Source organism: Ruegeria sp. AA6 (assembly GCF_056542865.1).
The window spans coordinates 36,063-56,535 of record NZ_JBQGAN010000008.1 but is presented as its reverse complement, the minus strand read 5'-3'; the positions used below and the strand labels follow the sequence as shown (position 1 = coordinate 56,535).

General features: G+C 56.6%; 19 protein-coding genes. 5 read left to right on the top strand and 14 right to left on the bottom strand.

What is annotated here, in order from left to right:
- Window positions 1-207: 207 nt before the first annotated feature.
- The 5 genes from ACR0LN_RS11890 to ACR0LN_RS11870 all read right to left on the bottom strand — a co-directional run bounded on the left by ACR0LN_RS11890 (window position 208) and on the right by ACR0LN_RS11870 (window position 8,344).
- Window positions 208-2,007 carry an NAD(P)-binding domain-containing protein gene (locus tag ACR0LN_RS11890; protein WP_480429928.1) on the bottom strand — a complete coding sequence of 600 codons (1,800 nt, stop codon included), beginning with the start codon at window positions 2,005-2,007 and terminating at the stop codon, window positions 208-210.
- A 148-nt stretch (window positions 2,008-2,155) separates the two neighbouring features.
- Complete coding sequence (locus tag ACR0LN_RS11885) at window positions 2,156-3,895, bottom strand: sigma-54-dependent Fis family transcriptional regulator (RefSeq protein ID WP_480429927.1); 1,740 nt, start codon at window positions 3,893-3,895, stop codon at window positions 2,156-2,158.
- 251 nt (window positions 3,896-4,146) lie between these two features.
- On the bottom strand, window positions 4,147-5,124 hold the full coding sequence (locus ACR0LN_RS11880) for an ATPase, T2SS/T4P/T4SS family (RefSeq protein ID WP_480429926.1): 978 nt from the start codon (window positions 5,122-5,124) through the stop codon (window positions 4,147-4,149).
- Window positions 5,121-7,901 (bottom strand): relaxase/mobilization nuclease domain-containing protein, encoded by a 2,781-nt coding sequence (locus tag ACR0LN_RS11875; RefSeq protein WP_480429925.1) that lies wholly within the window; start codon window positions 7,899-7,901, stop codon window positions 5,121-5,123. Before ACR0LN_RS11875 ends, ACR0LN_RS11880 begins: the two co-directional genes overlap by 4 nt.
- Window positions 7,898-8,344, bottom strand: coding sequence for a MobC family plasmid mobilization relaxosome protein (locus ACR0LN_RS11870; protein ID WP_480429924.1), 447 nt, complete (start codon window positions 8,342-8,344; stop codon window positions 7,898-7,900). Before ACR0LN_RS11870 ends, ACR0LN_RS11875 begins: the two co-directional genes overlap by 4 nt.
- A 458-nt stretch (window positions 8,345-8,802) precedes the next feature.
- Between ACR0LN_RS11870 and ACR0LN_RS11865 the strand changes: the two genes are divergently transcribed.
- Genes ACR0LN_RS11865 through ACR0LN_RS11855 form a run of 3 tightly spaced genes read left to right on the top strand, consistent with a single transcriptional unit; the run spans window position 8,803 to window position 10,314 of the window.
- A complete protein-coding gene (locus ACR0LN_RS11865) occupies window positions 8,803-9,633 on the top strand; it encodes an AAA family ATPase (RefSeq protein ID WP_480429923.1) in 831 nt (276 codons plus the stop codon).
- Window positions 9,620-10,072 (top strand): hypothetical protein, encoded by a 453-nt coding sequence (locus ACR0LN_RS11860; RefSeq protein ID WP_480429922.1) that lies wholly within the window; start codon window positions 9,620-9,622, stop codon window positions 10,070-10,072. Before ACR0LN_RS11865 ends, ACR0LN_RS11860 begins: the two co-directional genes overlap by 14 nt.
- Window positions 10,069-10,314, top strand: coding sequence for a hypothetical protein (locus ACR0LN_RS11855; protein WP_480429921.1), 246 nt, complete (start codon window positions 10,069-10,071; stop codon window positions 10,312-10,314). The genes ACR0LN_RS11860 and ACR0LN_RS11855 overlap by 4 nt, the downstream gene beginning before the upstream one ends.
- A gap of 215 nt (window positions 10,315-10,529) precedes the next feature.
- Here the strand turns inward: ACR0LN_RS11855 and ACR0LN_RS11850 are convergent, their stop codons facing one another.
- From ACR0LN_RS11850 to ACR0LN_RS11810, 9 genes are all read right to left on the bottom strand, one after another.
- Window positions 10,530-11,339: an N-6 DNA methylase gene (locus tag ACR0LN_RS11850; protein WP_480429920.1), complete on the bottom strand. Its 810-nt coding sequence runs from the start codon at window positions 11,337-11,339 to the stop codon at window positions 10,530-10,532.
- On the bottom strand, window positions 11,336-11,539 hold the full coding sequence (locus ACR0LN_RS11845; RefSeq protein WP_480429919.1) for a hypothetical protein: 204 nt from the start codon (window positions 11,537-11,539) through the stop codon (window positions 11,336-11,338). The genes ACR0LN_RS11850 and ACR0LN_RS11845 overlap by 4 nt, the downstream gene beginning before the upstream one ends.
- Window positions 11,536-12,402, bottom strand: a complete 867-nt coding sequence (locus tag ACR0LN_RS11840; protein WP_480429918.1) for a DUF932 domain-containing protein — start codon at window positions 12,400-12,402, stop codon at window positions 11,536-11,538. The genes ACR0LN_RS11845 and ACR0LN_RS11840 overlap by 4 nt, the downstream gene beginning before the upstream one ends.
- An 867-nt stretch (window positions 12,403-13,269) precedes the next feature.
- Window positions 13,270-13,632, bottom strand: a complete 363-nt coding sequence (locus ACR0LN_RS11835) for a hypothetical protein (protein WP_480429917.1) — start codon at window positions 13,630-13,632, stop codon at window positions 13,270-13,272.
- 506 nt (window positions 13,633-14,138) lie between these two features.
- Window positions 14,139-14,681 (bottom strand): hypothetical protein, encoded by a 543-nt coding sequence (locus tag ACR0LN_RS11830; protein WP_480429916.1) that lies wholly within the window; start codon window positions 14,679-14,681, stop codon window positions 14,139-14,141.
- On the bottom strand, window positions 14,678-15,070 hold the full coding sequence (locus tag ACR0LN_RS11825; protein ID WP_480429915.1) for a PIN domain-containing protein: 393 nt from the start codon (window positions 15,068-15,070) through the stop codon (window positions 14,678-14,680). Before ACR0LN_RS11825 ends, ACR0LN_RS11830 begins: the two co-directional genes overlap by 4 nt.
- Window positions 15,067-15,324, bottom strand: a complete 258-nt coding sequence (locus ACR0LN_RS11820) for an antitoxin (RefSeq protein WP_480429914.1) — start codon at window positions 15,322-15,324, stop codon at window positions 15,067-15,069. Before ACR0LN_RS11820 ends, ACR0LN_RS11825 begins: the two co-directional genes overlap by 4 nt.
- Before the next feature lie 174 nt (window positions 15,325-15,498).
- Window positions 15,499-17,361, bottom strand: a complete 1,863-nt coding sequence (locus ACR0LN_RS11815) for a ParB/RepB/Spo0J family partition protein (RefSeq protein ID WP_480429913.1) — start codon at window positions 17,359-17,361, stop codon at window positions 15,499-15,501.
- A 251-nt stretch (window positions 17,362-17,612) separates the two neighbouring features.
- Window positions 17,613-18,107, bottom strand: a complete 495-nt coding sequence (locus tag ACR0LN_RS11810; RefSeq protein ID WP_480429912.1) for a DUF3768 domain-containing protein — start codon at window positions 18,105-18,107, stop codon at window positions 17,613-17,615.
- Window positions 18,108-18,755: 648 nt separating this feature from the next.
- Here ACR0LN_RS11810 and ACR0LN_RS11805 point away from each other — a divergent pair.
- Together ACR0LN_RS11805 and ACR0LN_RS11800 are read left to right on the top strand one after the other, a co-directional pair.
- Window positions 18,756-19,160, top strand: coding sequence for a hypothetical protein (locus ACR0LN_RS11805; protein ID WP_171724958.1), 405 nt, complete (start codon window positions 18,756-18,758; stop codon window positions 19,158-19,160).
- Window positions 19,153-20,427, top strand: a complete 1,275-nt coding sequence (locus tag ACR0LN_RS11800) for a hypothetical protein (protein WP_480429911.1) — start codon at window positions 19,153-19,155, stop codon at window positions 20,425-20,427. The genes ACR0LN_RS11805 and ACR0LN_RS11800 overlap by 8 nt, the downstream gene beginning before the upstream one ends.
- Window positions 20,428-20,473: the final 46 nt, after the last annotated feature.

Genomic DNA, 20,473 nt, shown 5'->3' with positions numbered 1-20,473 from the left:
CAAACAACTTGGCAATGCCCTGTCTAAATCTCCGCGCGCTCTGAGCTGCAATTCGGTTGAAGCGCTGCGGCTCGCAAAACCCCCCGGTCGGATCTAATCCACACATGCCGTTCGCTGCGAGCGCAAAATCAAAGGCCGCTTGAACTCGCGAAGTGCGGACTTTCAATTGAATGACTTGAAAGTCCGCTTCTGGTTGTAGCGCATGCTTTAACCGAGATGATGCACTTTTTGAAGGCCGTAAACGGGCGTCGGGATACCCTCCATCCGGGCCTTTATCTGTAGCGACAGGAACTGTGAATAATGCCGGGACTGATGCAGGTTTCCACCATGCATCCAAAGGTTCTGAACCTGTGTCGGCTTCCACATATTGCGTTGCTCGCCTTCCCAGGGCCCCGGGTCCTTGGTTGTGTCAGAGCCCAGACCCCAGCATTTCCCAAGCCGATCTGCCATATCCTGACCCATCAGGTCCGCGACCCAGCCGTTCATCGAATTATACCCGGTCGCATAGACCACCAGATCGGCATCCAGATGCGTGTCGTCATCAAGGATGACTCCGGTTTCATCAAGCGCGGTGACCTGACCGCGTTTCAGCTTGATCTCGCCGTCAATGATCAACTGGCTGGCCCCGATATCGATGTAGTAGCCCGATCCGCGACGCAGGTATTTCATGAACAGTCCACTGTCGTCATCGCCCCAGTCCAGCCAGAACCCGGCCTTTTCCAACCCGTCATAGAACTCTTTGTCCTGCTCTTTCATCGCGGCATATGCCGGAATCTGGAATTCATGCAGAATGCGATAGGGCAAAGACGCAAAGATCAGATCGGCCTTTTCGGTCGTCATGCCAGACCGCACTGCACGTTCCGAATACAGATCGCCCAATCCGATTTCCATGAGGGTGTCCGAACGGACGATATGGGTTGAGGACCGTTGAACCATTGTCACATCGGCATCGTTTTCCCAAAGCGCCGCACAGATGTCATGGGCCGAGTTGTTGGACCCCACCACAACGACTTTTTTACCGGCCCATTTGTCGGGACCTTCATGTTCCGAGGAATGTGCCTGCTCACCCTTGAAAACATCCATACCCGGAAAATCAGGCATGCGTTTCTTGCCGGACATACCCGTCGCCATGATCAACTGCTTGGGCCGCAACACCACCTCTTCGCCATCCCGGTCCACCGTGATGGTCCATTTGCCCTTGTCTTCATCGAAGGTGGCGGATTTGGCCGTCGTGCGCGTCCAATAATTCAGCTCCATCACTTTGGTGTACATCTCAAGCCAGTCGCCGATCTTGTCCTTGGGCGAGAACACGGGCCAGTTTTCCGGAAACTTGATATAAGGCAGATGGTCATACCAGACCGGATCATGCAGGCAGAGGGATTTGTAGCGATTGCGCCAACTGTCGCCCGGCCGGTCATTCCGTTCAACGATGATCGTCGGCACACCCAGCTGACGCAGCCGCGCGCCCATAGCGATCCCGCCCTGACCACCGCCGATGATGACGCAGTAGGGCTGTGTTTCGTATCCCAGTTCAGCCTCTTCCTGCGTTCGTTCTTCGGCCCATGTGGTCCTGTGTTTCCCCGCACCATGCTTGGCCCCAAGTGGGCGGTTGAACCCTTTGGGCTCTTCATGACCTTTCAGCTCGACCATCGTGGTCAGCAATGTCCATATCTTGCCATCCTTGAGGCGGATCAACCCGTAGCCGCGTGCCACTTCGGTTTCGAACTCGATCCAAGCGGTGGTTATTCCGCCGTCTTCAGTTGGAACTTCACCTTCGGCTATTTTCCAACCACTCGGCTTGGTTGTGGCCAACTGATGCGAAAGCATATCTGCCACCTGCGCCTTGCCTTCGACCGTTTTAATATTCCAGGTAAAGCTGACCAGATCGCGCCAATAGCAATCGTCCTGGAACATATCGCAGGCGGCATCGATATCACCTTGGGACAACGCCGCACCGAAGTCATCGAGAAACCCCTGAACCTGATCCGAGAGTGTTGTGTCGAGCATGTCATCCTCCCTATCTCCACGGAGCAGAAGGCTGGCAAATCCGCGACCCTTCGGGCAAGCGGATTTGGCGCCTCAACACTTAGTTCAGTCCAAAAATGCAAGGGCTTGTTGCGCGCGCAACAAGGGCGCAACACGGTTACATATGCGTTCAAGCGGGCGGTCTAAGCCCGGCCTTTCGCACACGGCGCAGGATTGTCGACCGGTTCACGCCAAGGCGTCGCGCCACTTGAGACATGTTCCAATCGCAAGCACGCAGCAGTGCTTCCAGATCATCTGAGTCCAGTTTTTGTGCAGGGGCGAGCGCCGGGGCGGGCAAATCCGTCAAGTCGATGATGTTGTCCTGACACAGGGCGACCGCGCTGTGCATCAGATGTTCCAATTCACGAATATTGCCGCTCCATAGTCGTGATTTCAGATCGGCGCGCGCGACTGTCGACAGGTGAATATCATGGCTTGCAAACCGTCGAAGCAGGCGATCAATTAGCCAATCCAAATCCGCTCGGTGGCGCAAAGGCGGCAGAGAAAATGTGGCCCCCGCAATCCGGTGCAGCAGATCTTCACGCAGACCTCCCTGCAATCCCGCCGGGGGCTGCCGACATGAGGCAATGATCCTCAGATCAGCCCGCCGCTCAAGCACTGCTAAAAGAGAGGCCTGTGCAGGCTCGCTCAGGTCATCGACACCGCGCAGGAACAGCGTGCCGGGGTCGATGGTTTGGCAGAAATCGAATGTCTCGGTATCGCAGCAGATCACTGTGTGGAAATCCTGTCTCGCAGGATCGGCCATGTGGATCGCACGCGCCAGTTTGGTCTTACCGGTGCCGCTTTCACCAGTCAGCAAAAGCGGCAGGCTGGTCGGTGCAAGACGCGCAGCATTGTTCAAAAGCTGCTGAAGGTCCGCATCCGGCCCCGCAAAACTGCCAAGGGCTCCGGGCAGAACCTGTTCTCGCTTGCGCAGGGCCGCCGTCATCTGCGACGTTTGTGGCGCAACGGCATGACCATAGAGCGCGCGCCCGTCCTTGAGGTGTAGAACGCGGTCTTCGGACGGTCTGCCGCGCATGAACTCCGGCATGTCATCAACACTGATTTCAAGCCAGTCCTGCAATTGCGACCCGATCAACTGGCCCGAACCGTCCGGGTCCAGTGCGCGTCGGGCCCCCGAGGTCATACCAATGATCTTGCCGCTTCCGTCCACTGCAACCGCCGCTTCAGGATCGACCTCAAGAAATTCGGGGCTTGCTGAAAAGCGCAGGACCCAATCGCGCCTGGTCGATGCCATCAGGTTTGCCATCTCGACGCGACGGGCAGAATTCGTCACCAATGTCATGGCCAGATTCTGCGACGCCTTAGGCGAAGGGCCACGCAACAACGAAACATCCAGAACAGCCGCAAGACCACCTTTGGTATCGAAAATAGGCGCTGCCGTACAAGACAGCGGCGTATGCGTGATCGAAAAATGATCCCCCTGATGGATCGTCACCGGCTGACCTGTAACGATGCACGACCCTACCCCGTTCGTTCCTGCCAACTCTTCCGTCCACTTGAATCCCAGATGAAGCCCGGCAGTTCTGAGTTCGTCCTCAAAGTTCCGGTCGCCAAAGAAATCGACGCAGACGCCATCCGCATCAGCAAGCAGCAGGACGTAGTTCTGCCCTGCAACCTGCGCAAACAACGATTGCAGCCCCGAGCGCGCTGTTGCGATCAGACGTTCCGATTGCTCCAGATGTTCACGAAATTTGGTGTCAGGCAGGATATGCGCGGGTTCCCGCCGTGAGGGATCCATACCATAGGTTTCAACACAGCGCTGCCAGCTGTCCGCGACAAGCCGGTCTCTCCCTGTATCGAACCCGCTTAAGACACGGTCAATCTCTTTTGTGTGCTGGCGATCCAACAGCTTCCCGCCCTACAAATCCTCTCTAAAATTAGCATGAGGATGGCTTCGCGCCTATGTTCAAATTTCGTCTGGCAAACGTAGGGCGCTTTTTTCGTCAAGTTGACCTTCGTTGAACGCGCAGCATTTGATCCTTTGGGCTCCTTGCAGAACTTCACCGCAGGTTGCTTGAATGTCGGCTTGGCCTTACGGGAGATCTGAGCGACCGTAATAACTGACTTCAGCCACTTCTCCATCGGACGTTCAAAAACCTATGCCGCTTTCCGCCTGAGCACCCTGACGGCAACCGGTCGCCGTTGATCCCCGGTTTTTCGAAACTGCACAATCACGTCGATCATCGAGCGGCAGTATTCAAGGATTTCGGAATAGGTCAGTCCGGTATCTGCCTGCATGACCATCAGCGCCAAACGAGAAAGCGCAGATTCCGGCGAGGCCGCATGCAAGGTCGAAATGCCGCCCGGGTGGCCTGAGTTGATTGCGGACAGAAAATCATAGGCTTCGGCACCGCGCAGTTCCCCCATGATGATCCGCTCCGGCCGAAATCGCAGACAGGCTTTCAATAGATCGCTGCTCGATGCGTTCTTGTTGACCACCAGAGACACCGCATTGGGCTGGCTGGGCCGGATTTCCAACACATCCTCAATGGTCATGATCCGCTCTGAAGGGTCAACTTCGCCCAGACAGGCGCGCAACCATGTCGTTTTGCCGGATGATGTCCCGCCCGACAAAAGGATGTTCCACTTAGCCTTGACGGCTGCGCGCAGGAAATCGCCAAAACCCTTGTTCTCGTAGGCGGCGAAAACAGCCTCATCGGCGGGATCAACGCCGGATTTCAGATCGTCCATATTGGCGTCCAGGTCCGGCAAGCCCTGCATCAGATCATCGAGCGAGAGTTGCTTTGCCACGGCTCGACGCAAGGCAAAGGCAACACCATCTTCCACGGCGGGTTTGACTGCAACCTGCGCCCGCCACAGTGACCCGCCGATTTCGAACTGCGAACCGGCCAGTGGCGTTTTGCTGGAAATGGGATTTTCACCGGCCAGGTCCTGCGCGAGCGCCAAAGCGTCGTCTTCTCCCATGGGCTCGTCCAGCTGACGCATGGCGGGCTCGCCACTGCGCTCGATCCAGAGTCTGCCGTCTGGATTCAGCACGATTTCAGACAGGAGAGGATCGGAGAGCAATTGCCCTCCGAACACCCGATGCAACGTGCTTTCCAGATGGCGGCTCATCGGCTCACGCTCCGGTCGCCCTTGGCGCGTTCTTCCCGTTTCCTACGTCGCTGCTCTTGCACCGCAGGATCACGGTCAATCTGCCGATCAAGGTTTTTCACATCCCAGGCCGTTCGGGTGACGTTGACGCGCTCTGGCTCGTCGGTCTCGGGGTTCCGGCGTGAGCGGGTGACTTCCTCTTTGCCCGCTTTTACGAACGTGGCGGTGTCACCGATTGAGACGTTGTTCCGTGCCATCTGGTCTTGCAGAGCGGTGCCCCAGATCCGTTCCGGCTCATCTTTGCCTTCGACCTTCATATCGACATAGAACGATTTGCTGTTTGGATCATCAGGGCGCACCAAAGCCTCTTTGGCATCGACGATGACACCCGTGACACCGGTTTCTATCGAGACCTCCTGCCGAACGGCGCGGGCCTGCTGGGTCTTCGCGCCTGCCTTTGCATTCGTGGCATCGGACAGCATGGGCTGTTCCCGTGGCCGATCGTTGTCGCGTGGTGCGCGCTCGATGTCGGTTGCTTTCCAGGCCCGGCGGTTTGCCTCGATGCTTTTCTTTTCGCCGGTCACGGGGTCGATCTTGCTGACCGTCACCCTCTTGTAGCCGTCATGGGCAAGCGTGGCCGTGTCACCGACGTTGAGATTTTCGCGCTGCATCATGTCGGGCAGATCGACGCCCCAGACGCGGAAAGCTCTGTCCCGGCCGTCCACATTCAGATCAACATAAGGCGACAGGCTGTCTTTCTCGTCTTCTTTGAACAGCGCGTCGCCGGTCCCGATAATTTGCCCCCGCACACCTGCGTCCAGGTCAGGACGTTGCGGGGCTGAACTGACAGCTTTTTTATTTGGTGCCTGCCCTTGCTGTTCCGGGCCGGGGCGCGCGTCTCTTTCGACAAGATCCGGTGCGCGACCTGTCACCCGCTCCTGCACCCGGTCTTCAATCTCAAGCAACCGCCCACCAATCGCGGCCCGGTCAAAGCCCTGCCTCTTCATGGTCTGGATTTCATCCTGAACACCAGTCTTGATTTTCTCCTGCAGGAAGTCGTCACCCCTGCCCTCTGCAAAGGCGCAGTTGATGTCACGGATCTCGTCCCGGGCATCGCGGTAGATCTCAGAAGCATCTTTATACGCGGCCTTCATGTCGATCCGCGCCTGGTTCTCGCTGAGCGAATGCGCGTTGGCCAAGGTCTTTACATCGCGCTCAAACCAGTTCTCTCGGGTCTGCTTGTCCACGTCAGCGCCATTGCGGATACGCGACAACACCAGATCGCCATTAATGCCCATGGCCTCGAACCGTTCGGCCACTTGCCTGTCGGCATCCTTCAGCATTGCCTTGGTGGCAGCAGCGCGCGGAGCGTTTGCATCGACGCGCTCCCGACGATCTGAGTCTTCCTGCGCCTGTCCGATGGGTTGGGTGCGCGTGGGATCTGATGCGTCTTGTTCTGCAGCCCGGCGCTGGCGTGTCGGATCAACGTCCTCGCGGCCGACTTCAATTTCATCGTCCCGCTCCAGGCGCTTGCCAAAGAACGTCTTAGTCTCTTCATCCATAAGCGGTTCATAATCCCGCAGGACACGCGAAATTGCGGCCTCTGTCTGGCTGCGCTTGTCCTCGTCCTCCATGACTTCGGCTTTGGCCTCCATTCTCGTGATAAACTCACGGACATCGGTTCCAATGGCCTTCATCTCATCATCAATGGCCGGGGCATGTGTCGGGTCCATCTGGTTGGCGACTTGTTGATTCATGTCGATTTCCTCTGATCTAAGAACCCCGTCCGTCACCAGGATTGATGCTGCGCCGAGTACAGCATGGCTTATGGCCCCCAGGGTCTCGGCACGCCCTGGGTATTGGGTTGTGAAAATGCCCTGCTCGACCCCGGCATGATGCGACCGGAGTGTTTCACCAAGAGCGGCATAGTCTGCATTGCGCTGATCGCTCATGACCTGCAGCTGGTCCGGCGCGGCAGGTTGTTGTCGACCGATGCCAAAAAACGGAAAACCGCTGCGCTTCTCGGGAGCTGGACGCTCGCGCAGATCCCGGCCATCGTGCCGCGCATGAACCCGCGCGCTGCTTTCGCGTTCAGGGCGCAGGTTGCGGCTGAACCGGCTGGTCGCGGTCAGAACAATGCCGACGTCCCGAGCGGTCTCAACCTGCAGCTCTCGCAGATCTTGCGTTGTGATCCCGTACCGGCTGATCTGAAGGGTCTTGCCAGACGCCCCTGCCCGGCTGATCACCAGATGCGTATGTGGGTGGCCGGTGTCGTCGTGATGGGCCATCACATATTTGTAGCGGTCGCCGTGTTCGCCATTCGCCAGACGCGCGCCGAAACTGCGCGCGGCCTGCTTCGCGACCTCCCGGTCTGTGTCCTTGGGGTAAGATAGAATAACGTGATAGCTGTAGTTCGTGACCCGCGCGTCCATCCGGGCCCAGTCCTTCGCCCATTCGTCCTGGACGTCGCGCAACCCCTCCATCCCATGCGTCAGCTCGTCGGTATCGCCGCGCTCCATTTCGACGGTGCCCTTGCGCGTGATGTAGGACAGCTGGCCACCCAAACGGCCGGATGCGGTAACACCGCCACCGCGGACAACCTTGACCACCGCCTGATTGGTCAGAAGTGCATTGGCAATCATGTCAGCCGCGCCACCGGACGGGTTCTGCCGCTGAGGTGATCGACGCCGCGACTGCGCGGGGTTTTGACCAGGGCGCGGTTTCAGGTTCGGGATAAGCTGAAACTCCCCAAACAGCGCCTCCCAGGCCGGGTCATATGCGGCGGTCAGACTGGTCATGCTCTAGCCTTCACCTTGGGGGATACACGTGATGCACGCTGTTTTTCCGCACGCCGCTCGATCTCCAATGCACGGGTAAAAGATCGTTGATGGGCGGCGTCGGAATAGTCTTCGATCAGACGGCGCAACTCCCGAACCTCGTCCTTCATCGCGGCCAACTGATCTTCGGTGCGCTTGTTGAGCCGGAACTTTCCGGCATTGGCGGCACGGGTCATCTGGTTTAGGTTGTTCGCCATGCCAACCAGTTGAACCAGGTGCTCTTTGAATTGCTGTGTTCGGTATTCTTCTTTCGTCGGAATACCAAAGGCCACGCGGATACAGACACGCACCAGTCCCGTCACACTACGCAGCTGCATGGCTTTCCTGCGTTGTTTGAGGAACGCCAGTTCGTCCTCATCAAAGCGCATGGTTGTCGTGACTGATTTGGGTACGCCTTGTGGCATCGGGGCTTTCTCCACGATCAGAAATCGTGCGTGGCCCCGTCAGACCGCGCGTAGGGTGTTTCAAGTGTAAGTTGAATTGGCGACCGACTGCAAGTCTAACAGATTGTCGATAGCACAATCTGTATTATCCCGCAAAGAAAGCGTAGGATGTAGACTGTTTGCAGTGCGAAGCACGACCGTTTGACAACTGCCGTTGACCCATAGCCGTTTGGCGCCGAGCCCGTGGCAAATGCCATTATTCTGTCGCCATCTGGCTGGCGGTCTTTGCCAAATGGCACATGCCATTGGCCAGCGCCAGGTGTGTAATAATCGCCAACCATCTGGCATATGGCAAACGTCTCTCGACAATACCCTTTTGGCCTTCCTGATTGTAGACGGTTGAGTATTGCTTAGAAAAGCAATAGCTTTGATTTCAGCGCGGGTGACGGGTCGCGCGATAACTTGCAATCGCGAGCCCGATGGTGGCACGCCGCTCCGCGGCGTGGCTTTCAGGCACAGACCCGGAGACCAAATTGAAAATCTATGCCGCTGTAAACTCCAAAGGCGGGGCTGGGAAATCTTCCATGCTCGTCGCCTTCGCTTCCGCTTTGCACCATCAGGGCAAACGTGTCCGTATCCTCGATCTGGATTCCCAAGGAACACTCTCGGAATGGTTGAATCCGAAAAACGGTCTGGAACCGATCCCCGCCGATGAACTTCTGATCGAGGCGGGGCAATTTGCAAAAGAAAACGCAGAGAACGCGAAACTGGCTTATGCCCACATTCTTGAGGCAGAAAAGGTGGGGGGCTTTGACTACCTGTTGATCGACACCAAGGGAGAGCCCAGCATGACCGCCGCGATGGCAATGGCTGTTGCAGACATGGTGCTGTGCCCGTCCGATGGCTCATCGGCAGAGTACAAGCCAATCATGGTCACGTACAGATCATGCGAAGCTGCGTTGCAGCAGATCGGTGACAAAGCCGACCCGAAAGAAAAGTTTCGGATTATGTTCACCCGTCAATCCGTCGCGCAGTCAGCCGGTATCCAGAAGGGCAAACAGGCGTTGGAAAAGCAGTTCACGTGCATTGGCGGAATTGCCGATTCTGCCGCGATGGATGATGCGCTGCGAACGGGAACCACAATCGGGCGTTTGATGCGCTTTGCTGAGGAAGCCGCGGAACAGGCGGAGACCCAGACGGCCAGGTCGAATGCCCGGCGCATGGCGGATCGCTGCAAAAAGGCGCTGAGCAATTCCGACTATGTGCTGAACGCGCTGGAAGAAAGCGAGGTGCAGTATGTCCCGGCCTAAGAGCATCGATAGCCTGCTGAACGGCCCCCAATCTGAAATCGCGCCAACGGTGACGGACCTGAGCACGCAGGCAAAAACCGACCCTGCACCTGTTCCAAAGCCGGAATCTGAGCCTGCCTTAGAGACGGAAATTGAGCCGGTGACAGATCAGGCAACAACCCCAAAACCCAAAAGGACCAAACCGGCCGCGGGCAGGCCAAAGCAAGATGTACCTGCCAGATCCGAAGGGCCAAGTGCGGCAGGGCAACCGATCAGGGTTCAGATATCCACCTCAGACGGCAGTGAGATTGCGGCGGCACTGGAAGAGGTTCGCAGCAACATACCTGCCGCGTTTCAGAAAAACTTTAATCTCGGGGCCTTTTTCAAAGAGGTCCTGCAGGACAACGACGCGGAAGTTGCCGCGATGATCCGAAACAGCCTGAATGGGGATGCACAATGAGCAAGCGCAAAAAAGCTACCAGTGAAGTCAGGAACGCCGTGCGAACTCCGATCCGGTTCCAGATTTCAGCCCTTGAAGGCGGTGAGGTAGAAAAAGAATTTCTGGACCTGCTGGAAGATGTTCCGCCTGCATTGCGAGCGAGCGTGAACGTCGGAAGGTTGTTCCGGCAAGTGATGCTGGAGAACGACAAAGAAATTGCCAACATGATTAGAACAACGATGCAGGAAAGAAAGGTACATTGATCCTGTTTGATCTGTCGTGACAAACCTCCAATGTCACGCTGGTGGTCAGGGCACCGCTGGCCGAGGGTTACCCACAGGCTGACGCGGAGATGTTTGGTGTCACTGCTTACAGCCCGCTTCGGTCAGGCCAATTTCGCCCGGGGTTGAAATTGCCCAGACTGGATAACCCTCGACCGCGCAAGCGGAGGCGACATTCCAAGAGAAATAGCCCAGCCTCAGAAGAGGCTGAGCTGGTCGCCTTGGATCGCGGGGCCATCACCCAGCGTTTTGATGCGCTCCTTTCGGGCCGCTTCGTCTTGTGCGGCTCTTTCTGCATCAGCTTTGGCCTGCGCTTCCCGTTTTGCGCGTTGCTTTGCGAAAGGACCGCCATTGGCACCGACGAAAACAGGCGCGGCGGCGGTGTAAGCACCTTTGAAGGTCTCCAAGCTGATACTGTTGCCATGAATGACCTGCCCGGCCAGACCGCGCGCGGTGAGTTGCAGATAGGCCATGTGATAGGTCGCGCGTGACAACTCGGTTGCACGGAACCAAACACTTGTTTCCAATTCAAACCCCATGCCCTCGATGGTATCGGCCACGGCCAGCAACATGCCGCCCGCCCCGGCGGCGGGTTCGTCAATCGTTATGAACCCCTCCGCCTCGATGATCGCTTTGGCATCGATCAGGGTCATTTCTGCCATCATGCGCGACACTTCATAAGGCTTGAAAAACTGGCCCAGCTTGGCGTCCAACACGCCAAGTTCCCCCGCCACCATTCCGAGAAAATCACACCCACCATTGCCGATCGTTCCGGCCATGATGGCCAGCAGTTCCGGCATTCGGCGGATGTCGTCTTTGTAACGAAAGCGCCCAACCACCTCCATATACTGCGTCTCAAGGGCGTTTCTTTGGGCTTCATCGGGGCAGGCGCGCTTTGCCAAAGCACAATAGGAAAGTTCGCAGAAATCGCGGAAAACCTCGTCCCGGTGCTTGGATCGGTCAAGCTCGTTGATGATCCGGACAAAATCTTTGACCGCCGGATTCATGACGACGCCTTGATTACGGACGGGTCATGAACGGTCTGTTCATAGACAGAAACCGAATGGCCGCAATCGTCGCAGTCCCATGCGTCATAGATAGTGGCAAGCTCCCATTGCTGTAGCTCTGCGTTCCATTCTGCATGGGCGTCCCGCTTGACGTTCTGCCCGCTGCAGTTCGAGCAATGGACGGTAATGGGGGCGCTCATGCGCCACCCCCTTTCAATTCGGCCATTTTCTCAGTCAGCGTCCAAAGCGCGCGATTGAGCGCTTTGTTCTGGTCGATCCCGGCAACGGCGCGGGTCCGCCGACGGCGGGTCCGACCATCGGCTGTGCGGACACGCCCGTAAATCCCGCCTCGGATGACATTTTCCTGAACCACGTTGAACGCGGTCCAAAGATCGGACGCGCGGTCGGCGTTACGGCGCGTGCTGAGCAACCGTGTCGCCTCAATCGGCGCGGGTTTCCCGTCCTCTTTGGCCGCTTCAGGAAAACGCAGCTGGTGCGCAGCTTCGGCCAGAATCTTCCGTTCCGCATCGTTCACGGTGATGGCCTTAAAATCTTGCACCTGCTCCGTGATTTCTTCGGCATCGTCCAGAACGGTAAACGCGCCTTCGATGACTTCGGATTCCGCATTTCCTGAATGTCGTACCTTCACCTCGTTAAAGGTATCGCCCACCATCAGGCCATTGGCGCAGACAAACCGGAAATAACCGGGGATCATCTGATAGCTGCTGGTCCCGTCATTGGCGTTAACCAGAACTATTTCAAAGGACTCGCCGTCGCTATTGGTGATCGAACGGTGACGAAGCCGCAGCATGTGCTTGGTAAACGCGGCCTTGCCCGGAACACGGGTGTTCGCCTGCTGGGCATAGAACGGGTCAAACCCTTCTTTCCGCAGCCCGTCCAGAACGTTCACGGTCGGAACCGGCACAAAGCGGTCAGAGCGGCTTTCGTGACCTTCGGTTGCGAAAATTGATGGGACAGCTTGGTGCAGCTGGTCGTTGGTCAGCGCCTCCCCTGTCACCAGCCCGCCGCATGACATGCCCCGCATGTAACGATTGTAAGTCATCAGGAGTATTCCTCTGTGGTGATGCGGTGGTCGATCTGCGCCCGACCTCTCCGCTTGCTGTTTGTTGTGAACACAGCAGGCCAAGGGTGAGGGCTTCACCCGAACGCCTGCTGGACTGACATCAGCCACCCTCGCCCCTCCGCGTTTTTCCCTGCGAAGGAGGGGGGCCGATGGAAAAGATCCGGATCTGATCGGAGGACGGGGGGTCAGGCTGAAAAACGGAAGGTTTGCGCGCTTTGCGCGTGAAAGCCGTTTTTCTGCTTGAGGCGCATGGGAAAGAGAAATGTGAGCCGCGCCCATGGCGCGGATCTCTCTTTGTGCCTTCCCCCTGGACCCGATCAGATACGAGAACTTTTCGGCCCCCTGACGCTCGGGAAAACAAGCACCGCAGACCGCTTGTCGGTCTGCGCTTTGCTCGATGTCTATCGAGCGTGGTCCTTGCAAAAGGCGAAGCGAACGGGCGTCACCCGAAGGGCCGAAACAGGCGTGACCAGGCGACTTGCGGCCGCGGTGAACACTGGCTCGGATGAGACAGGTTTCACAGCACTCGGGTCGCAGAGAGAATGGGCATGTCTGGTTCGGGGTGTAAGCCGGTAAGGCCGGCTGGAGCCTAGCACGCGGTCCCGCGCTGAAGGCGCGGGATTTGCCCTGATCGCTATGCTGACTCTCGGCCACTCAGTTACTTGGGAAAAACCAGCTCAAGATTGCACGATGCGATCTGGCAATCAGGCGTTACTATTGATTCTTCGCTAATCATGTCCCAGCACTGCTCTGCGGTGGCAGCATCAAGATCACCTTCAGATGATCTTGATGCCGGCCAGAAGCCGGAGCACAGGAACGGGCGACTTGCGCCGCCCTGCCCTTCGGTTATTCGGTTACGCCGTTCTCGTCATTCCGTTTTGGGAAGGCCACCATTTCAACGCCGGGGAACATGCTGTGTTTGACGGTGATTGACTTGATTTCGCCGGTTGCGTCGTCGGTGTTTACAAAGAGAACCCCGCAGCGGTCCCAGTAGTTCGTGCCATCTTTTTCGCCGGTTTTGACGTTCAGTTTCAGAGTTTGAGTTGCCATTGTCAGATCCTCGCTTTTGAGTGTTTCGATGAACATGGCTTTTGCGGGCACGAAGGGGATGTCAGCGGCTATTTTGTTTCGCGATGCAAAGCCGGGCTTGCCCGGTTGCGGAAAATAGCCGTTGAAGCTGCTGATCTGTTGTCGGATCAGCAGCGCCATTCCCGACTGCTCGCATATGTTCATCTTGAAGAAACACGGGGAGCGAGGATCTTCATTGGCAACAGAGTGAAGACTGTCAGACCAGTGAAACGGCACGAACGACTGGGATGGCTGCGAGCGAAAGGCTTGAACACCGATCCACATCTGATGGTGGCGAAACATAGTCGATCCATCACACGCGCATTGCTCAGGTCTGCGAGCTGGCGGCCTTCCCAAAACGGAATGACCTGCAGGAGATCGGTACATTGCGTGGTTACGCAAGTCGCCCTTTTCTATCGGCGGAGGCGGAGGGTCGTGGTTGTTCCTGGCGCCACGGTTCGGGGATGCTCCGGCCGCTATGGCGGACGTCACAGCGAAGCGACCAGTCGGGCCGGCACATGGGGCAACAGCCCCAGGTGCCAAGCGACACCAGAGGAACATCGACGCTGGCACAAGGGCGAAAGAATGGCCCGACGATGCGGGCCACCAGTCTAACCGAAGGAAAATCTGGAGGTATTAAAGCCAGATTAGCGCTTGCGGGCCCGATCGACAACGCCGTCATGCGTGATGGCCGCAATCCGGTCGTCGGTACGTCGGGACATTTCGATCCCGTCGCCAGTCATCATCGCCTCTGCGTGCGGTGTCCATTTAAAAATACTGCCATCCGCTTCAACGTGGGTTTCATCCTCGGCGGACCGGCGCTTGATTGACCCATCATGGCGGATTTCAATGATCGTGTTGTCGGCCATGCGGACGGTCACCGAGTGTTCGTCCATCGCAACACCCTGCCACCATTTGTCGGCATCACGGCGCACAACGATCCGGCTGGGATGCAGTTTGATTTGCACATCCTGAGTGTTTTCAGGATCAGCGGTTTTGACGACGACAATGGCTTCCTGCTCGGCGACATCATCATGCAGAGACGCGCTGCCGTTCTTGGGCGGCCACAGTTTTGGTTCCTCGCGCTTGCGCTTCTTCTGATCCTTGTGGAACGCGATATACATCTGCGCAGATTTCCACACACGGCGGATTGCGCTCTCTGTAGCGGTTGGCGTGGTGACTTTGGTCATGTTTGCCAGTCCTCATAGATCAGATTTTCTACCCGGCGAAACTCTTTGACGTTATTGGTGATGAGCGTCAGGGACCGCGAAACCGCCTGCCCTGCGATCAACAAATCATAGGCCCCTATCGGCGTGCCTTTCCTGTACAGATCAGCGCGGATCAGGCCAGCGGCTTTCGCATCGGCGGCTGACAGGTCGAGCACTTCAAACCGAAGCGCATCGACGCGCGCCACATTCTCGGCGACCTTCGCGCTTTTGTATGCACCCCAATAGAGTTCATACATGACAACAGACGGCACCGCGAAGTCGCTTGGTACGTGCTCTGACAAGCGGGAAATCAGGCTGCTATTGGCCGCGATGATCCCGATGACGGCGTTGGTGTCGAGCAGGAATTTCACCTGAACACATCCAGTTCCGGGCGGTCTTGCGGTGCCACATCTTCCTCGGCGGACTGCGCGGCGTCCTCATCAAGCGGACCCAGCTTGTGCAACTCGTCCAACCACTCCCAATCGTTTTCGATGGGTTCAAGAATGACCTTTGAGCCTTCGGCCCTGATCCGCACTTCATCGGTTTTGAACCGGAATTCTTTCGGCAACCGAACCGCCTGAGACCGACCGGTCATGAACACTTTTGCAACCGCTGTATCTGGCATTGTTGCCTCCATTTGATATCTATCATTAATATATATCACGTTGCCACTCCATTCAAGCCAAAGCTGACTGAAACCCGCCACTATCACCTGTTTTCCACGTTCGCTTTCAACCAGTTACCGCCTGCAGTAACGTTATCAGTGTGGCAGGGCGCTTGCGCGCCCCGCCTGCGGTTCTCAGGCCATGCCCTCGGGCACCCATGTGGCGATCCGCTTCTCGACCGCTTTGCTCAGCTTCATCGCCGCACGGGTCTCCGGATCGTTGAACAGCGCATCCAGCTTCTTGCGCTTTTCGCCCACCTTGAGGCTTTCGAAGGTGTTCAGCTGATAGTTGCCCTCTTTGAGACCCAGAACGGTGCGCCAGATGTCGTTGAGGTAAGGCCCTGCGATACGGCTAAAGAAGTTGTCAAATGTCGGCGTCCAGACTGCGCGGATGTCTGTCTTGACCTCTTTGTCGATCAGGGCTTTCAGTGTCTTGTCGCCGCCGCTGAGAAGCCCTGCCAGATGTCGGTTCAACTCAGCCTGAACGTAGTCGTCACCCTTCTTGCGGAACTTGCGGAACGCCTTTGCCAGATCGCGGTCAAAGGCATCACCGTCCCAGTCAGTTGGTGTCGTCAGGCGCTCATCCAATGCGTAGCCACTGACCTCGGTGGTCGGCCAGTTCGGCACATCACTTGCGTTCAGACCGATGGGATTGCCGTATTTCGCCCCACCTGAAATCTGAAAGGCCAGCAGGGCAAGGATCAGATCAGGATCGTTAACCGCTGCGTGTTGGCGCGCACCTGTCACCACGCGGGCCAGATCATCAACCAGCGCCTGAGACATGCGCGGCTTACTGGACGTCTCGGCGGCATCAGACGTCTTGTGCTTCGATGCGGCCAACACACCCGCAGCAACCGCCGCCTCTTTGTCCTCGGGCTTTACCAGCCCTTCGACAACACTCAAATCGCCAGAATTGCTGACATAAAGGATGATCCCGGCGCAGTCCCTTTGAACGTCAGAATAGGCACCGTCCAAAATGGTTTGCAACGCCTCCAATTCAACCTCGCCAGCCGCATCCAGCACGTCGGTCTCTGTAAGCTCGGCCAGTTCGTCATAACGCTCAGCCTGTTTCTCAGTCAGGTCTCCTTGCTCGGCATAGATGCGGGCGCATTTCATCTGGTCGATGTCATAGCCGCCAAAGTAAGTCGCATCGACAACCTCAGCCCATTTCCAACCTTGTTCCTGCCTGATCGTGCGCGCGGCCACGGCCAGCTTGTCGGCGAAGCATTGGTCAAGGATTGCCTCATCATCCAGCAAGGTCTTGTCGGCAAAGAGGTCGCCAGACACACGGCCACCGGCCTCCTTGTAGGCATCCAGACCAACATATTTTGCCCGTCGATCCGATGCGCTGACCGCATCCGGTTTCAGCATGTTCTTGATCTGGTATTCCGACAGGTGGCCTTTCCGGGCCTGTTCCAGCACTTGCAAGATCAGGTCGGCATCGTCGCAGATCGTGAAGGCTGCAGCTTCGCCGAGGTTGATTTCCGTAGCAGCAAGTGCGTCGATCACCTGTTCCGGCAGGCCCGCCAGTTTCAAGCGCTTGTAAACATGCCCCTCTGTCACCGCAAAGGCGCGCGCGATGCCAGCGGCGTGCGCACCGGCCTTGTCCATCTTGCCATAGGCGCGGATTTCTTCGGCAGGTGACAGGTTCTTGCGGGTGATGTTCTCCGCATTGGCCCATGTCTGCGCGGTTTCGACATCCCGAGCAATCATCACCAGCGGGTTCGCCAGTTCGGGGCGGATGCTGGCAAGGTTGTCGTGTTTCTTCGCCAGATATTGCAGCGCGCGCAGGCGACGTCCACCGGCCACAATTTCAGCGCCGCCCTTGTCGTCGGCCAGACCGGCGATGCTCTGGATCAGGCCAACGGTCCAGATGGACTCGGCCAGTTCGACAACCTCGGCCTCCGGTACGGTCTGGCGCGGGTTGATCGGGGACAGTGTCAGCGATGCCAGCGGAAAGCGGGCCTCGGTTGCACTGATCTTGGTTTGCTTGGTCATAGGGGTAACCCTTTTCTGATGGTGAGTTTTTGTGCTATGGGTGACCTACCCCTCTCGGGGTAGAGCGAGGCCGCTTAGGCGGCGGCGTGTTTCTTCAAGAAGGCGCGGGCGATCTTGGTGGAGAGGCCGCCCTTCTTGACGTTCTTCCAAGCCAACTGACGTTGTCGCTCAAGGGTGTATGGGTTCATCTATTCACCTCCTTTCCTGCGCAGGTTGCGCATCCAGCCCCGACCAAATGGCCGGGACCGAACTCAATAATCGCTTGGGAAAAGGATGGTCAGGACGCGGCGCGTCTTGCTCAAATCGGTCGGCGCGGGTGTCCCGTACTGATAGGTCTCGTCGTACAGATCGATTTTGAACCAGACCATGCGGCCCATGATTTCCATGAAGCCCATCTCATGGGTGCCATGGGGATCGTTGTCCTCGTTGAAACCGTCATAGGTGACGATTTGGTTGAGGCACGCTGCAACAAAGCTGGGACCCATGTTGTCGATAGCGGTCGTCTGAACGATGATCCCTTCTCCACCCTCGGGCAGACGTTTGCGGAAAGCGTCATTCTGCTGAGCGATGAGGGCATAATCGACCTGACCGGTTTCCTCGGAATGTTTTGCGATTGCAGCAATTGGTGGCCTCTCTTTCGTGGTGATGCGGTGGCCGATGTGCGCCCGACCTGTCCGCAAGTGGTTCGGTTTGTTCCAATGGGCCAAGGAGTGAGGGTTCACCCGAACGCCCATTGGCTGTGACATCGACACCCGCACCCACCCGCGTTTTTCCCGGCGAAGGAGGGGGGCCGATGGAAAAGATCCGGATCTGATCGGCGGACTGGGGGTCAGGCTGAAATCGGGCAAATTTGGGAGGGACCCGCGCGCGTCGCGTGGGAGGAACCGGGATTTTCGCGAATTCTGCTTGAGGCGTACAAAAAAAGAGACATGCGAGCCGCGCCGCTGGCGCGGGTCTCTCCTCACGCCTTCCCCCTGGACCGGATCAGGCACGAGAGCTTTTCGGCCCCGCGACGCTCGGGAAAACAAGCACAGCAGACCGCCATCAGCGGGCTGCTCAGCCAATCATGAGAATGTCAGGGTTGGGGTGAGCGCGCGAGGCGCGTCGATCCCCTGCCCTGTCAATGGATCAATGTGAGCCGCGCGCCGCGCGCGGGTCTCAACTGACTTCCTTCAAGGATTAAGTTCTTTGATCAACCGACGTTTACTGAAGACGCCACATCTAAGTCTCAGAACACGCATCCGAAAGACCAAGATTTGAGTCTGTGACTTGCGGCCGACAAGACATTTTTTGATTGACAGATCAGGAAAGCTACACGCCATGAGACACCTAGTAGTATTGCGCATGCAAGCAAAAGTGGTATTGATTGTGAATTGAGAGAAGGATTTGAAACCATGGAATTAATAGTTGAATTTGATAGCCAGATTGCTGCGGAGAAGGGTGTTGTCACCGAAGACATGTTAGCTGATTTAGAAGCAGAGATTGATGGTTTTGCTAAGCATGTCGGGGCTTCTTCCATAGGCCAAAGTAAAAAACCTGCTCCCGACGGCGCTCAAGGAGAGTTGGAGCTTCTGCAATTTTTGATTGAAGTCGCCAAAGAGCCGATGGCTATCAAGGCCGGGATTTCATCTCTGGTTTATGCGTTAAATGAGATTGCGTCAGCGAAAGGAAAATCTGCTGTAGATGATCCGGCGGAAAAAAAGGTCGCCAAACTGAAAGTACTTGGTAAGGAGATCGTTCTCCCCGCTTCAATTGCTGTTATTAAGCAATTCATCGAAGAAGTCACACGCGATGATTGATATCGATCGTAGGTTGCTAATTATCGGCCACTGGGGTCCTGATGGCACCACTCCCAATCATTCTCGAGTCCAGGGGGTAGTTGGTCGCCTTCAAAAGGCCCTAGGACAAAACGGTCGTTACCCCTTTCGTCCAATGTCAGGAGAAACGGGTGAGCCGGATGTTCTGTACAATCCTAGTGACGCCGAAGTAACCGCGAAGCTAGCCGACGAGCCAATTGGCGTAACAGATGGAACACTATTGTTTGTGTACTACGTCGGACACGCCGTTGGCGCGCAAGAAAACGATCTACGACTAAGACTTAGATACAAAACAAAAGAAAGCGGCCCGTCTCACAAGAACCTGAGTACGTTGCTGAACCAAATCCGCGATGCCGGGTTTACAAAACTGGTTCTGGGTCTGGATTGTTGTCATGCAGGAAGATCGCTCGGGCTTAGCAACGAATTTCCAGTCACTTCTTTTGTCATGCTTGGAACTGGAAATGGGTATGCGTTTAATTGTGACTTCACAGAAAGCTTGCTGAACACATTGGAGCGAGCGCCATCCAAAAGGGATCAACGGATTGACCGAGTGCGTAAGGGCTTCACATACGAACGACTATTTGACGGCGCAAGGGCTCCATTTGTTTCCCGAGCTAGCAGTGTTAACCAAATACCTCAGAAATACGATGGAGGATTGGAACACACGCTGATTGCTGAAGCGCCTGTGACGATAACGACCGACTACAATCCGTTAGTCCCAAAGCGATCCGTTTATGGGCGAGTTTTCATATGCTTGAGGCTTCTGCAAGAACAACCGGTCCTCAAGTTTGAATTTCCAACTGTGATCAAATCCAGGAACGAGTTCTTGGTCCAGCGAATTGAAGATGGCGACGATCGGTATTTGAAACCAGAACGAGCATTAGAATACTGCGAGTTTTTGATCCAAAGCGGGCTCGTTGTAGAACAGAACTCAATGCTAAGCTTGACACAGATGGGTGAAGACGCGCTGAACGGTAGGTTCAATGAAACTCTTCTAAACGCTATTTCGGCAAATATTCTTCCGGGAGATGTTGACTACGATGACTTGGATCAGGCGGTGGATTCGCTCATACGCGACATGATTCCCCCAACTCCTGCAATGATTGCGGAACGTCTGTTGATCCAGGGGAAGTCAATTTCACTCACCGTAAGTATGAGGATCGCTTTGTTGTTGCTCCCCTCCACCGGACGTTTCCTCAAAAGTGCTGCAGACGCCCTGTTTCCATCCGACCCGGAATTGGTTGGGTGAAACGGATGGCGATAGCTGCACCTTTAGTCTGCCAAGCACTTATTCT

Excerpts from the sequence above, each read along its gene's own strand:
- ACR0LN_RS11815 (WP_480429913.1), bottom strand. The coding sequence starts at position 17,361 with ATGACCAAGCAAACCAAGATCAGTGCAACCGAGGCCCGCTTTCCGCTG.
- ACR0LN_RS11860 (WP_480429922.1), top strand. The coding sequence starts at position 9,620 with ATGTCCCGGCCTAAGAGCATCGATAGCCTGCTGAACGGCCCCCAATCT.
- ACR0LN_RS11820 (WP_480429914.1), bottom strand. The coding sequence starts at position 15,324 with ATGCCAGATACAGCGGTTGCAAAAGTGTTCATGACCGGTCGGTCTCAG.
- ACR0LN_RS11870 (WP_480429924.1), bottom strand. The coding sequence starts at position 8,344 with ATGCCACAAGGCGTACCCAAATCAGTCACGACAACCATGCGCTTTGAT.
- ACR0LN_RS11845 (WP_480429919.1), bottom strand. The coding sequence starts at position 11,539 with ATGAGCGCCCCCATTACCGTCCATTGCTCGAACTGCAGCGGGCAGAAC.
- ACR0LN_RS11810 (WP_480429912.1), bottom strand. The coding sequence starts at position 18,107 with ATGTCACAGCCAATGGGCGTTCGGGTGAACCCTCACTCCTTGGCCCAT.
- ACR0LN_RS11850 (WP_480429920.1), bottom strand. The coding sequence starts at position 11,339 with ATGAATCCGGCGGTCAAAGATTTTGTCCGGATCATCAACGAGCTTGAC.
- ACR0LN_RS11835 (WP_480429917.1), bottom strand. The coding sequence starts at position 13,632 with ATGGCGCTGCTGATCCGACAACAGATCAGCAGCTTCAACGGCTATTTT.
- ACR0LN_RS11830 (WP_480429916.1), bottom strand. The coding sequence starts at position 14,681 with ATGACCAAAGTCACCACGCCAACCGCTACAGAGAGCGCAATCCGCCGT.
- ACR0LN_RS11875 (WP_480429925.1), bottom strand. The coding sequence starts at position 7,901 with ATGACCAGTCTGACCGCCGCATATGACCCGGCCTGGGAGGCGCTGTTT.
- ACR0LN_RS11855 (WP_480429921.1), top strand. The coding sequence starts at position 10,069 with ATGAGCAAGCGCAAAAAAGCTACCAGTGAAGTCAGGAACGCCGTGCGA.
- ACR0LN_RS11805 (WP_171724958.1), top strand. The coding sequence starts at position 18,756 with ATGGAATTAATAGTTGAATTTGATAGCCAGATTGCTGCGGAGAAGGGT.
- ACR0LN_RS11840 (WP_480429918.1), bottom strand. The coding sequence starts at position 12,402 with ATGACTTACAATCGTTACATGCGGGGCATGTCATGCGGCGGGCTGGTG.
- ACR0LN_RS11865 (WP_480429923.1), top strand. The coding sequence starts at position 8,803 with ATGGTGGCACGCCGCTCCGCGGCGTGGCTTTCAGGCACAGACCCGGAG.
- ACR0LN_RS11880 (WP_480429926.1), bottom strand. The coding sequence starts at position 5,124 with ATGAGCCGCCATCTGGAAAGCACGTTGCATCGGGTGTTCGGAGGGCAA.
- ACR0LN_RS11890 (WP_480429928.1), bottom strand. The coding sequence starts at position 2,007 with ATGCTCGACACAACACTCTCGGATCAGGTTCAGGGGTTTCTCGATGAC.
- ACR0LN_RS11800 (WP_480429911.1), top strand. The coding sequence starts at position 19,153 with ATGATTGATATCGATCGTAGGTTGCTAATTATCGGCCACTGGGGTCCT.